Origin of the sequence: Candidatus Chlorohelix allophototropha, from assembly GCF_030389965.1 — a bacterium.
GTDB lineage: Bacteria > Chloroflexota > Chloroflexia > Chloroheliales > Chloroheliaceae > Chlorohelix > Chlorohelix allophototropha.
In genome coordinates, this window is record NZ_CP128400.1 from 318,433 (window position 1) to 331,693 (window position 13,261).

The 13,261-nt window shown below is 47.8% G+C and carries 9 protein-coding genes and 2 rRNA genes; 4 read left to right on the forward strand and 7 right to left on the reverse strand.

The genetic code is table 11. From position 1 onward, the window contains the following. Positions 1–172 precede the first annotated feature (172 nt). The 3 genes from OZ401_RS14120 to OZ401_RS14130 form a co-directional block, all read right to left on the reverse strand. A 23S ribosomal RNA gene (locus OZ401_RS14120) occupies positions 173–3,040 on the reverse strand. 376 nt (positions 3,041–3,416) lie between these two features. Then, a 16S ribosomal RNA gene (locus OZ401_RS14125) occupies positions 3,417–4,892 on the reverse strand. Together the 16S and 23S rRNA genes form the textbook arrangement of a ribosomal RNA operon. 325 nt (positions 4,893–5,217) lie before the next feature. Then, positions 5,218–5,406, reverse strand: coding sequence for a hypothetical protein (locus OZ401_RS14130; RefSeq protein WP_341471109.1), 189 nt, complete (start codon positions 5,404–5,406; stop codon positions 5,218–5,220). 335 nt (positions 5,407–5,741) lie between these two features. Between OZ401_RS14130 and OZ401_RS14135 the strand changes: the two genes are divergently transcribed. Together OZ401_RS14135 and OZ401_RS14140 are read left to right on the forward strand one after the other, a co-directional pair. After that, the gene (locus tag OZ401_RS14135; RefSeq protein ID WP_341471110.1) at positions 5,742–5,993 is read left to right on the forward strand and encodes a hypothetical protein; all 252 of its coding nucleotides are present in this window, start codon (positions 5,742–5,744) and stop codon (positions 5,991–5,993) included. A 242-nt stretch (positions 5,994–6,235) separates the two neighbouring features. Beyond that, complete coding sequence (locus OZ401_RS14140; RefSeq protein ID WP_341471111.1) at positions 6,236–7,573, forward strand: alpha/beta hydrolase; 1,338 nt, start codon at positions 6,236–6,238, stop codon at positions 7,571–7,573. Positions 7,574–7,756: 183 nt separating this feature from the next. Here the strand turns inward: OZ401_RS14140 and OZ401_RS14145 are convergent, their stop codons facing one another. The 4 genes from OZ401_RS14145 to OZ401_RS14160 form a co-directional block, all read right to left on the reverse strand. Next, a complete protein-coding gene (locus tag OZ401_RS14145) occupies positions 7,757–8,113 on the reverse strand; it encodes a hypothetical protein (RefSeq protein ID WP_341471112.1) in 357 nt (118 codons plus the stop codon). Between the two features lie 83 nt (positions 8,114–8,196). Further along, a complete protein-coding gene (locus OZ401_RS14150; RefSeq protein WP_341471113.1) occupies positions 8,197–8,388 on the reverse strand; it encodes a hypothetical protein in 192 nt (63 codons plus the stop codon). A 465-nt stretch (positions 8,389–8,853) separates the two neighbouring features. Then, positions 8,854–11,010 carry a molybdopterin oxidoreductase family protein gene (locus OZ401_RS14155; RefSeq protein WP_341471114.1) on the reverse strand — a complete coding sequence of 719 codons (2,157 nt, stop codon included), beginning with the start codon at positions 11,008–11,010 and terminating at the stop codon, positions 8,854–8,856. Between the two features lie 9 nt (positions 11,011–11,019). Next, positions 11,020–11,535 (reverse strand): GNAT family N-acetyltransferase, encoded by a 516-nt coding sequence (locus tag OZ401_RS14160; protein ID WP_341471115.1) that lies wholly within the window; start codon positions 11,533–11,535, stop codon positions 11,020–11,022. Positions 11,536–11,855: 320 nt separating this feature from the next. On the opposite strand from OZ401_RS14160, the gene OZ401_RS14165 reads away from it, so the two are divergent. Together OZ401_RS14165 and OZ401_RS14170 are read left to right on the forward strand one after the other, a co-directional pair. Further along, positions 11,856–12,566 (forward strand): hypothetical protein, encoded by a 711-nt coding sequence (locus OZ401_RS14165; protein ID WP_341471116.1) that lies wholly within the window; start codon positions 11,856–11,858, stop codon positions 12,564–12,566. Between the two features lie 203 nt (positions 12,567–12,769). Further along, positions 12,770–13,261, forward strand: coding sequence for a MarR family winged helix-turn-helix transcriptional regulator (locus tag OZ401_RS14170; RefSeq protein WP_341471117.1), 492 nt, complete (start codon positions 12,770–12,772; stop codon positions 13,259–13,261).

The window sequence follows — 13,261 nt, forward strand, 5'->3', positions numbered from 1 at the left end:
TAAATTGGTAGAGAGGCACAACCCCTCTGTCGAATAGAGTTTCATCAATCCAAAGCTTTTCAAAGAAAATTGTTTCATTCTATTGCGTTTTAACTTACTTCATTCAATACGAGCGAGTAACCCTTTACTGTAGTGTCTCCCATAATTAAGCGATAGACTTAACAGGGGAGTTAGAAGAAAGGAATACGACCATTAGTAGCGGTTAGCTTAACGCCTCGCGACGCTTCCACTTCCGCTCTATCAAGGTGGTAGTCTACCACCGGTCTGGGAAGAATTATCTTGGGGCGGGCTTCCCACTTAGATGCTTTCAGCGGTTATCCCTTCCGAACGTAGCCATCCAGCCGTGCCCTGCGGACAACTGGCATACCATTGGTTCGTCCATCCCGGTCCTCTCGTACTAAGGACAGCCCCCCTCAATCTTCCTACGCCCACAGCGGATAGAGACCGAACTGTCTCACGACGTTCTGAACCCAGCTCGCGTGCCGCTTTAATGGGCGAACAGCCCAACCCTTGGGACCTACTCCAGCCCCAGGATGCGACGAGCCGACATCGAGGTGCCAAACCTTGCCGTCGATGTGAACTCTTGGGCAAGATAAGCCTGTTATCCCCGGGGTAGCTTTTATCCGTTAAGCCACGGCCTTTCCACTCAGCACCGTGGGATCACTAAGCCCTACTTTCGTACCTGCTCGACCTGTGCGTCTCGCAGTCAAGCTCCCTTATACCTTTGCGCTCATTGGCTGGTTTCCATTCAGCCTGAGGGAACCTTTGGGCGCCTCCGTTACCTTTTGGGAGGCGACCGCCCCAGTCAAACTACCCACCAGACACTGTCCTCCGAAGAGTTAGAGCCAAAACGTCAGAAGAGTGGTATTTCACCGTTGCCTCCACCTAACCCAAAAGTCAGGCTTCTCAGGCTCCCACCTATCCTACGCATCTAACGCCCTAGTCCAATGTCAAGTTGTAGTAAAGCTCCACGGGGTCTTTTTGTCCTGCTGCGGGTAACCTGTATCTTCACGGGTTTTTCAATTTCGCCGAAGCCCTCGTTGAGACAGCGCCCAGATCGTTATGCCTTTCGTGCGGGTCGGAACTTACCCGACAAGGAATTTCGCTACCTTAGGACCGTTAGAGTTACGGCCGCCGTTCACTGGGGCTTCAATTCAGAGCTTGCACCCCTCCTCTTAACCTTCCAGCACTGGGCAGGCATCAGCCCCTATACTTCCGCTTTCGCGTTCGCAGAGACCTAAGTTTTTGTTAAACAGTCGCCTGGGCCACTTCACTGCGGCTGTCCAGAGCTCTGGTCGTATAGACCTACACCCCAAACAGCACCTCTTCTCCCGAAGTTACGAGGTCATTTTGCAGAGTTCCTTAACGAAGGGTCTTTCGTTCACCTTGGTATTCTCTACCCGTCTACCTGTGTCGGTTTGCGGTACGGTCGCTCTCTCTCTCCTTAGAGGCTTTTCTCGGCAGTTCAGCTTCACCAGACTTGGGTTTGGCAAGCCGCACCCTCACTGTCACCTCTCGACCTCCGCCAGGGCTTTTCTCCCCAGCCTCATCGATCTACCAGCTTCGATGTGCCGCAGCACACTCCGGCTAGCTCCCTGCGTTACCCCATCAGTCCGAACGATTAAGAGCGGTACTGGAATATCAACCAGTTGTCCATCGGTTTCGGCTCTCGCCTACACCTTAGGCCCGACTGACCCGAAGTGGATTAACCTTGCTTCGGAAACCTTAGACTTTCGGTGTGCTTGTTTCTTGCAAGCAATACGCTACTCATACCGGCATTCTCTCTTGTAGTCGCTCCCTCACTAACCTTACGGTGTGGTTCGTCGCTCCTACAATGCTCCCCTACCGCGTGCTTTCGCACACCTGGAGCTTCGGTAAGTGGCTTGAGCCCCGCTAAATTGTCGGCGCCCCATCACATTTGACCAGTGAGCTATTACGCACTCTTTCAAGGGTGGCTGCTTCTAAGCCAACCTCCTGGTTGTTTACGCGCTGAGACATCCTTTACCACTTAGCCACTATTTAGGGACCTTAGCTGCCAGTCCGGGTTGTTTCCCTCTCGACGACGGATGTTAGCACTCGCCGTCTCACTCCCTGACATAGCTGATGGCATTCGGAGTTTGGTTAGGTTTGGTAAGCTTGCGCCCCCTAGCCTATTCAGTGCTCTACCTCCACCAGCCTTTTTCAGAGGCTGTACCTAAATACATTTCGGGGAGAACCAGCTATCTCCAAGTTCGTTTGGCATTTCACCCCTAACCTCAGTTCATCCCCCATTTTTGCAACAATGGTGGGTTCGGTCCTCCACCGCCTTTTACAGCGGCTTCAACCTGACCAAGGTTAGCTCACCTGGTTTCGGGTCTCAATCCCTGCAACTTCACGCCCTATTCAGACTCGCTTTCGCTCCGGCTCCGGGTGTATCTCCCTTAACCTTGCTACAGAAATTAACTCGCCGGTCCGTTCTACAAAAAGTACGCCATCAGGATTGCTCCCTCTGACTGTTTGTAAGCTGACGGTTTCAGGATCTATTTCATTCCCCTTGTCGGGGTGCTTTTCACCTTTCCCTCACGGTACTTGTTCACTATCGGTCATCAAGAGTATTTAGCCTTGGGAAGTGGTCTCCCCAGCTTCACACGGGATTTCACGTGCCCCGCGCTACTCAGGTGCCGCCTGACCAATTTCTGCTTTCGACTACGGGGCTATCACCCGCTCCGGCAGGCCTTCCCAGGACCTTTCGTCTAGCTTCCATCGTATCATATTTGGCGGTCCTACAACCCCGAAAGATAAATCTCTCGGTTTAGGCTCCTCCCCGTTCGTTCGCCACTACTTGGGGAATATTCTCTTTTCCTCGGCTTACTTAGATGTTTCAGTTCAGCCGCTTGCCTCTCCTTGCGGAGTAACGAGCCATCACGCTCGTTGGGTTGCCCCATTCGGATATCTACGGTTACGTCTGCCAGCGACTACCCGTAGCTTTTCGCAGCTTAGCCACGTCCTTCTTCGGCTCTTGATGCCTAGGCATCCCCCGTCAGCCCTTACTACCTTTGCTTGCTTAACTCCCCCGTTAAGTCCCTCGCTTATTCCGAGACACTTTTACAGGTTACTCTTACAATTTTCTTTATTTCTTTGGACCTCAAATCCTCTATTCGCTTTTTAATGTGCTTGTTCGGTAGTTATTTTAACAACCGAAGAGTGATAGAGAACCTTCTTTGCAGGTTCTGTTTTATGCCCTGTTACAACCCACCGCTCTTTTCATTGGTTCTTTTAGAACCGTACAGGTTTTCGTTTCCTCCAGTAAAGAAATCCGAGTTGAGGCTACTTTTCGGCTATGCCTACTTTCGCACTTACTCTGACAACCTCGTTACCTTCACCGGTTACGATATTGACCTGGGATAACTGATCGTGAGATCAGCTCTAATCCCTAGAAAGGAGGTGATCCAGCCGCAGCTTCCGCTACGGCTACCTTGTTACGACTTCGTCCCAGTCACTAATCCCACCCTCGACAGCTGCCTCCTTGCGGTTAGCACACCGGCTTCAGGTGTTACCAGCTTCCATGACGTGACGGGCGGTGTGTACAAGACCCGGGAACATATTCATCGCACCGTGCTGATGCGCGATTACTAGCAACTCCGACTTCAAGCAGGCGAGTTGCAGCCTGCTATCCGAACTGAGACTGGCTTTTTGCGATCCGCTCCACGTCGCCGTCTCGCTTCGCTTTGTACCAGCCATTGTAGCGTGTGTGTAGCCCAGGACGTAAGAGCCATGCTGACTTGACGTCATCCCCACCTTCCTCCGGTTTCCTACCGGCAGTCGCGCTAGATCTTTCAACTAACACTAGGGGTTGCGCTCGTTGCGGGACTTAACCCAACATCTCACGACACGAGCTGACGACAGCCATGCAGCATCTGTACTACTCGTCTTGCGACCAGAACGTTTCCGCCCTTGAACGTAGTATGTCAAGCCCTGGTAAGGTTCTTCGCGTTGCGTCGAATTAAACCACACGCTCCGCTGCTTGTGCGGGTCCCCGTCAATTCCTTTGAGTTTTAATCTTGCGACCGTACTCCCCAGGCGGAACACTTATTGCGTTAGCTACGGCACGCAGGGGGTCAATTTCCCCGCACACCTAGTGTTCATCGTTTACTGCTAGGACTACCAGGGTATCTAATCCTGTTTGCTCCCCTAGCCTTCGCGCCTCAGCGTCAGACACAGCCCAGATAGTCGCTTTCGCCACTGGTGTTCCTCCCGATATCTACGCATTTCACCACTACACCGGGAATTCCACTATCCTCTGCTGCTCTCTTAGCCTGCCAGTATCACTCGACCCTCCCCGGTTTAGCCGGGGGCTTTCACGAGTAACTTAACAAGCCGCCTGCGCGCCCTTTACGCCCAGTAAATCCGGACAACGCTTGCACCCTACGTATTACCGCGGCTGCTGGCACGTAGTTAGCCGGTGCTTATTCCTGTGGTACCGTCCTTGCTCTTCCCACAGAAAAGGGCTTTACATCCCGAAAGACTTCATCGCCCACGCGGCGTTGCTCGGTCAGGGTTTCCCCCATTGCCGAAAATTCCTTGCTGCTGCCTCCCGTAGGAGTCTGGGCCGTTTCTCAGTCCCAGTGTGGCTGACCATCCTCTCAGACCAGCTACTGATCATCGCCTAGGTAGGCTTTTACCCCACCTACTAGCTAATCAGACGCAGGCCCCTCCTTCAGCGCATTGCTGCTTTAGTGTCTCCACCGTATGCGGTATTAGCCTCTCTTTCGAAAGGTTGTCCCCCACTAAAGGGCAGGTTCCCACGTGTTACTCACCCGTTTGCCACTTGAGTATTGCTACTCCCGTTCGACTTGCATGCATTAGGCACGCCGCCAGCGTTTATCCTGAGCCAGGATCAAACTCTTCACACCTTTTCTTTTTACCTCGTTACCTTGCGGTCCCGAAGCTCAAAAGGCGAATTGACAGAGCTAAAAAAACCTTGCTTGAATATGTTCTCTATCACTCTTCGATTATTAACGTACCACCTTCACGCCCGCTCTCCTCAAAGCCTTATCCAGCCTTTGTCTCCTGCGAGTTGCGTCCGACATAAATACCAGCGTTTCTTTCAACGCTCCTCAACCTTATGTTTTTGGGTTGGGGCTTTGGGAAGTTATTTCCCTCTGGTGTATCTCTGTGAGCTTGTTTTGTACCCCTGTTCGGAGTGCTTGGATAATATACCACCGCGCCCTCTCTTTGTCAAGCCTTTTTAGGGTCAATTTCTAGGAAGGTTTTGATAGGTAAATTCAAGCCAATGGAAGGAAAGACTCCAAGCTGTTTGAGGTAGTCCAGCACTCTTTCAGCACTGGCTATTTCAGCTGATAAACTGATATCCCCTACACTACTTCTTGTCTTTCTTTTCCATGCTTCTAAAATCTGGCGCTCCACCCCTACGCAACATTCCCCTAAATAAGTCCTTCATTTCGCTACTGATACTCATTTGGCGGTATTCCATAGGCGCTACCGTGCCTTAATTTATATTAGACTCGTGTAATTTTTTGGTAGGTAGGTGCAAGACTGTTGCTTGTAGCAAATTTTATATGGTATAAAGGTAGTGGATAATAGGCGGATGCTATTGATGAGTCCACTAACCGGAAATTGATCGAGAAATGGAGTTCTCCAAAGCACCTACGCCTAACATACTTGTGATTTTAAAGAGTTTGAATTTAAATTTTCAATGGAATTAATATTGAGATATTGGTTCTATCCAAGTTAGCTTAATTATGCAATATGATAAGCAATTAATTCATTGTGATGTGGATGACCGGGTGCTTGAGATTGAAAGCCTGATAGTTGATGATGGACTGGTTGTAAGTATGAAAACCTCCCGTTCTGGCAATTTTCAGCCCTTTGCCGAGCTTCGCCTAGAGCTTGAGAAGGAGGGTTGGGCTATAGAACTAGCGGGAGTAATACATCTGGGGAAAGCTCACCAACCTGCCAACAGTTACGCCGCCACCCGACCAATCCCTCAATAGATTATGCCAAAGCGTAGTAGCGCTACATTTGCCACCTTACACGAATGAAAGGAGACATTGTAGTTGCTCTTAATGTGGCATGCCTATGAAAAAGCGAACAACCGAATTGCCTCGCGATTGGTTTCATCTATCGTGGAAAGTGTACAGATGAAAATACTCTTATGTCGGTAATATTTATGCAGTTCTATACTAAAATACCACGCAGGTTTAGTCTCCTGCGAGCCAATCGAAATCTCAGGAAAATGGATAAGCTACTATTGAACCTTGTTCTTTTAGCCGGACTTGTAGGTCTGGCTTTCTTTATTTTGAACCTGTTTATCCCCAACTTCCGCAGTTTTTTTATCAACCAACCCACTGTTACAAGTCTTGTACTGACGCTTTCAAGCGTTACCTCTTTGATATTTGGCATCATAATCTTTACCGGGCAACCCTGGCCATTTGCTACAAATTATATTGAAAAGTCTCTGTGGTTTTTTACTTTTGCCTTCGGAGGAACGCTGGCTAATATTAGCTGGGTGATAATGCTCAGCAAAAACAAAGAGTGGGGCTGGTACGCCGGGGTGAGTGGCGGTAGCCTCTCTCTGGTAGCTACCATCCTAACCATGTTGCCCTTGTTGCAAATGCTGGCAAGCAACGAGCAATTCGAAGCAGATTTACGTAAAGCGTTGGGAGATGAGTACATAAGCCGCATTCCCAATAGTGTCAAAGCCGGGTTTCGCAATAGCTATTTCAACTTAACCGATTATATAGTCGGGTTAAACACCGGAAACTATTCCTTCAAGCAGGATTTGGTATTTCGGACTGTGGGTAATGAAAAACTACAATTGGATGTTTTCTACCCTACTTCAAGTAATAATACAGCGTCAAATCCAACTTTAGTAGTAATTCACGGGGGCGGTTTCGAACAAGGGGACAAGTCAGAATACCCAGAATTTAACGCTTACCTAGCAACCCGCGGCTGGACAGTATTTTCAATAAACTACAGGCTTGCCCCAAAATATACCTATCCAGCCCCACAGGAAGATGTACAATGCGCACTTCTGTATATTGCCAAGAACGGCGCAACATATGGAGCAGATATAAACAAGTTAGTGCTAATGGGACGCAGCGCAGGGGGAAATCTTGCTCTTTCAGCCGCTTATAACCCTAATATTTTACCAACTGACTCTAGTTGTAGGCAACAACTACCTTCGGTAAAAGCGGTAGTAGCCTACTACCCGCCCACCGATTTAACCGACTGGTACAACAAAGATACGAGTGGGCGAATTCAACCAATCGTAGCTAGATATATAGGTGGAACGCCATCCCAAAAACCGGAAGAATATAGCCTCGCTTCGCCTATCAACAACGTTAGGGGAAATATGCCACCTAGTCTATTGATAGAAAGCGGGCGTGATCAGCTTGATTTAAGTAACCAATCCACTTTGCTGGCGGACAAGCTAAGAGCAAACGGTAATAAAGTTGCGCTTCTATTCCTACCTTGGGCAGGACATTCCTTCGACTCAACATTCGAGGGAATAAGCAACCAACCGATTTTATATTTTACCGAGCGGTTTTTGGCTTACGTAGTAGCAGGTTAAAGGACTTGAACTATCCTAAAAATCCGCGTCTACCCTAATCAGAGAGGGTTAACCCATCGAAAATAGTCACCAATCCAATAATACCTAACTCGCCACTTACACAAAGTGGAGCAGGGCATTGCATTAATGTAAACTAATCTCAACCATTATAAGCCCTTTTCGCTGAGCATAGGGCTAATTTTATTAACCTGTCTTTGAAAGATTTTCCGTTTGCCCGGTTTCAAAGCGTTTAAGCTCTTGAGCAAGCCGTTCTTTTAGCCTTGTACGGTGAGGAACAACACCTTGCGTAAATATATTACCGTCGATCATAAGTACCGGAGCGTGCCAACCCCCTTTAGCCAGTGCCTCTATAGAAAATTCTATCCAAGGTTTGACTGTAAGTTTGACGCGCTGGTCATTTCTACCAACACCGAGTTCCTTCAGTACACTTTTAGTTAGCCCGACTGTCAATTCACATTCTTCGCACATTTCATCAGGAACATTGAAGAAAAGTTGCTTTCCGGTTATACGATAAATAGTAATCTGAATAGGTTTTGCCATACTACCTGTACTACTCCAACACTAATCAATGAGTTTCGTGGTATTCGAAGCTCATTACCTAGAAATGTACTTATTTATTACGACTAATTTACGTTGCTGAGAGAGCGTGGACCAACTTTTCGGTCAAACTGTACAGTTTTGCGGCGATTTATCAATGCGACGCAAGAGGTTTGCCCACAACTTTGGGACATGCTACCATCGCGAAGCACACGCGGTTGAAAAATTCTACCACAGCCGGGACATCTCGGACCGGTAGGTCTTTTGACAAAAGCCATTAAAATTTCCTTTCACATTAAGAATTAGAACATTATATCTAACGAGTCAATCGCTTGAAGGTTAACGGTTCAGAATCAGCGTATGCAACTACTAACCATAACCCATCGGAACTTCACACCGGCATGAGACAAACTTGGTTGGGGCAATAGTTTTATTAGCTGGCTAGAGGTAATTTCCAGTTTAGCGAAGAACCCATTGTTAGAAAATTAAGAACTGCGTTACCAAGCAGAAAGCTTTTTAGATTTCACTCACTGCTATTATAACAGAAGTAATACACTTATGCGGTAACTTTCATAACAAATATACGTGAATTTTTTGTCAATGTTTCATAATTCGTAATTACCATTGCAATTTTCAATTATGTACATATAGTATTGAACGCCAAGCAACCGCAAAAGTTTCTATGCTCGCCCATCGATTTTGCATAATCCCTGAATTCAAGGATTCTTTTGATTATAAATGAGTTAATTTCTCTCGTATAAAGCTTGCATAGCTGCAATTTCAGCAATGGTAAGTGTGCGGGAGGCAAGTTCCACCTGCACTAAATTAGTGTGAAAGGTTGCGCCTTTTCCCATATCGGCTTCTGCATCACTGGTTAGTACATTGCAATTCCAACCTTTTGGACTCCGGCTGTTCCACCAGATGCTAAGATGGCAAGCAACCCCTTGAGTTACCGAATCGCCTACTTCCGCCACGAAATAGGCTTGCCCCCGATCATTGAAAGCACGTAGCCAATCGCCATTTTGAATGCCACGCTCGGCTGCATCACTGCTGTTCAGTTCCAATGTAGGAAACCGCTGTTTCTTGAGCATGGTGGGCATATCGGCGAAACTGCTATTCAGGAAATGGTGAGCAGCAGGTGTTACCAGCCGAATTGGATAACGACTGAACAACTCAGGCGAACCATCGGCACTTTCAGCCGAAGGGTTATGATTCGGGAGAGGGTCGAGACCATCTCTCAGCATCTTTTCACTGTAAAACTCTATTTTCCCGCTGGGAGTCGGGTATTTACCGTCGGCAAACGGGACATAGGGACGCGGCAAATTGAGACGCGCAAACGATTCTTTCTCCAAACGCTCGTAGGTTATCCCCTCAAGGCGGGGGTCTTTGCTTGCAAGCGCCTGACGAATCATATCCTCCGCGCTATCATTAAAGCAAGGGTCTTCATAGTCCATACGCTCAGCCAGCAAACGGAATACTTCGATGTTGGGTTTGGACTCGCCTACCGGATTTATAGCAGGACGGTTTAGCTGCACATACAGATGTCCATAAGCGGCAAAAATATCGGTATCCTCAAAGGTGGTGGGCGCAGGCAAGACAATATCGGCGTAACGCGCGCTATCGGTCATAACCTGTTCGTGAACCACTGTAAACAGGTCTTCGCGTTCTAGACCTTTAATAACTTTTGTTAGGTTAGGCACAACCGAAGCCGGGTTGCAGTTATAGACATATAGCCCCATCACACGCGGATTGCTGTATTCTAGCAACGCTTCGCCCAATTTAATCATATTGATGGTACGTGGTCTTTTAGGATGGCGGTTTAACAGGTCGGTGCGCTCTAAAGCTGCCAGATTTAGCGGGAAATCGCCCCCGGTACTAAGCAAAGCGCCGCCACCCGGCACACCCCAAGCCCCCACCAGAGCGGGTAAACAAGCAACGGTACGTACCATCATGCCACCATTGGTATGGCGGTTCAGACCGTAGTTAAGCCGTATAAAGCTAGGCTTAATAGCAGCGTACATTCGTGCAAAGTCAATCATCTGAGTGGCGTTGACCCCGGTAATAGCTTCTACATGCTCAGGGGTAAATTGCTGAACATGCTGGCGCAAAAGCTCAAAACCAAAGGTATGTTGCTCTACAAAGGCTTTATCATACAAATTCTCATTAATTATGACTCGCATCATACCAAGCGCCAGCGCCGCATCAGTACCGGGGTAAGGCTGGATAACCAAGTCGGCTTGCTCGGCGGTTTTGCTGCGATGCGGGTCAACTACTACAAATTTCGCGCCGCGCTTTCTTGCCTCATTTATAAAAGGCATCAAGTGGACATTGCTGGAAACCGGGTTCGCGCCCCATGCAATGATGAGCTTGCTCTCGCCAACCGTCTCAGGGTCGGTGCCGATTTTCGCGCCCATTGTATAGGTATAGCCCACCCCTCCGGCAGTTGAGCAGATTGTACGATCAAGCAGACTCGCGCCCATATAGTGGAAGAAGCGTCTGTCCATACTCGCATACGCCAACTTGCCCATGTTTCCCGCATAGCTGAACGGCAAAATTGCTTCTGCGCTATGCTCGGCAATAATCGCCTTGAAACGTGCGGCAATTGTAGTCAAAGCCTCGTCCCAGCTAATCGGGGTAAATTCGCCTGCGCCTTTTGCGCCAACCCGTTTTAGAGGCGTAGTAATGCGAATGGGACTATAAATGCGCTCCTGATAATAGCGGGTTTTGACACATAAGAAACCGCCTGTAAAAGGCATTTCCTCGTCACCTTCAACCTTAATAACCCGCCCGTCTTGTACCGTTGCATTCATTAGACAGGTATCGGGACAATCGTGTGGACAAACCACCCGCTTTTTCTCAACCAATGGCAATTGCCGGGTTCTATCAGGCACAATCGTCATACAAACCTCTCATTTATTTAAGAGCAAAACCATATGAACCATATCATAATATTGATTGCCCACTTTGATAGCCAATTGCTCTACTCCGTAGGCTTCAAAACCGCAAGAACGGTACAAAGCAAGCGCGGGTTCATTGCCGTCTGTTACGCTTAAGGCAACCTGAGCCATCCCCAACATTGCTTTAAGCTTATCTAGCAAGGCTTGCATCAAGGCTTTTCCCAGCCCCATACCACGCGCTTCAGGTGCAACATACATGCCCCAGATATAGCCCTTGTGATGCGCCTTTTCCGCCAAATCACACCGAAACCCCACTACTCCCGCCAGCCTATCATTAAACCCGCCTAAAATAAAGTTATCGGGTAAATCACGGTTAGGGCGTAAGCGTTGCTCTATTTCTCCCAACGGTGTAGCCAGCGCATGGGTGTAGCTTTCGCCAAAAGCTTCAGGGTGTTCCTGCAAACCGCGCAGTCGCAGCGCCCAAAAAGCAGCGGCATCCTTTTCATCCAATGGTCTAATTTGCATCATTTTATATGCCATGTGGTAAATGCACTATAAGGTGAAGCTATTATACAAGTTGTCTGGTAACGCTGAAATAAGCAGTTAGACCTAATTGGTTAATAAATAGATAAAATAAGCCCAACTTTTTTAACTGATTAGGGTTGCTACTGCTCTTAATTGTTGGTTTTGAGCTCCTCAAAGTTGATTCCACCGCTTTCAATAGAGGTATATGGCTTTACAGCCACATGTTTTGCGCTATAATTATGTTAACAATGTTTTTCTGAAGCAGTAATTGTTGTTTCCCGAGTTAGTGTGAGTCGAATACTTAGGTACAGAAAGGAGATACCATGGCTCAATATCCAAACCAGCCACCCACAGGGCAGCCGCCATACGGGCAACCGCCACAAGGGCAACCACCTTATGGGCAACCGGGACAACCACCTTACGGGCAACCTCCGCAAGGACAGCCGCCTTATGGGCAACCGGGACAACCACCTTACGGGCAACCTCCGCAAGGACAACCACCTTACCAACAGCCTCCCCAATATCAGCAACAAGCAGCTCAGGCAATGAAGAATCTGACTGCACCGGTTGCCAAGGTTGATGCCGCTGATGCATACGACCGGGTTTTAAGCTTGATTGCTTATTTGTGGATAATCTTTTTTGGCTTCACGCCACTTCTAGGAATCAGGATTGTGGATTTTGGAGTGAGTACCACTCAATTCTCCTTCGGCTGGGATTTCAAAGGGTTCTTCGGACTGATCGCCCCATTTGCAATTATGTTAGCTTCTCGGAATAACCCTTTGGCTGGCTTCCACTCCAAACAAGCCTTCTTCCTTGCAATTGGATATGTAGTAGTTAGAGCGATTTTGCAATTGTTCTACCTAATCCCCGCCCGTGGCTTCCAAGACGTATTATTGACCGGGCTGTTGGAACCTCTTATCCAAATTACCTTTGCTTTTGCTGCCGTTTTCGCCGGAGTACGAGCCTTCCTTAACAAGGAACTCTACACTATCCCGGTTATAGGCGGTTTCATTGGCAAACCCAAGCTCCCGTAAAATTTAGCCGCTTGCCCTTTCCCAATGTTTGGGAAGGGGCTTTTTTTTATTTCATTTCTTAAGCAAATACTAGACAATATATCGACATTAATCAACAAATATTTACACAAATATTATATTATTAGTCTTGTGACAGAATATTTGGAATGATATGATTATTGGGCGACACCGAACTATTCGGTGAAAACTGAAAGGATTAACCTGTGATACTTAAGCAAAATGATGAAAGGTCAAGCCTTGTTAATGCAATACTCGAAAAACAGAAAACTGTCTTTCAAGTTATGCAGGGAGGAGTCTCGCCCGACTGGTTGGAAGTAGACCTCACAATGCCCCAGTTGAAAATCATCTTTTTGCTTAATGCGCACACTCGCATGCGGATGAACGAGTTATCACGGGTACTCGGTAAAAACATGTCCACTACTACAGGGGTAGTTGAACATCTAGTAGAGCATGGCTTGGTAAACCGTGAGACTGAACCTGATGATCGCCGGGTGGTGATAGCCACTATTAGCGATAAAGGGCGCGAACTTTGCGACTCATTACTTAAAGTCGGTACAGAAGAAACCAACGAAGTGCTGGGTTCGCTTAATTTTGATGAACTGAAAATTGTACAACAAGGCATGGAGATTTATTTCAATGCTGCGCTGGAACACGCCAAAACTAAATTCCAAACTGATTGTAAAGTAAATAAATAG

Excerpts from the sequence above, each read along its gene's own strand:
- OZ401_RS14135 (WP_341471110.1), top strand. The coding sequence starts at position 5,742 with ATGCAATATGATAAGCAATTAATTCATTGTGATGTGGATGACCGGGTG.
- OZ401_RS14140 (WP_341471111.1), top strand. The coding sequence starts at position 6,236 with ATGGATAAGCTACTATTGAACCTTGTTCTTTTAGCCGGACTTGTAGGT.
- OZ401_RS14145 (WP_341471112.1), bottom strand. The coding sequence starts at position 8,113 with ATGGCAAAACCTATTCAGATTACTATTTATCGTATAACCGGAAAGCAA.
- OZ401_RS14150 (WP_341471113.1), bottom strand. The coding sequence starts at position 8,388 with ATGGCTTTTGTCAAAAGACCTACCGGTCCGAGATGTCCCGGCTGTGGT.
- OZ401_RS14155 (WP_341471114.1), bottom strand. The coding sequence starts at position 11,010 with ATGACGATTGTGCCTGATAGAACCCGGCAATTGCCATTGGTTGAGAAA.
- OZ401_RS14160 (WP_341471115.1), bottom strand. The coding sequence starts at position 11,535 with ATGATGCAAATTAGACCATTGGATGAAAAGGATGCCGCTGCTTTTTGG.
- OZ401_RS14165 (WP_341471116.1), top strand. The coding sequence starts at position 11,856 with ATGGCTCAATATCCAAACCAGCCACCCACAGGGCAGCCGCCATACGGG.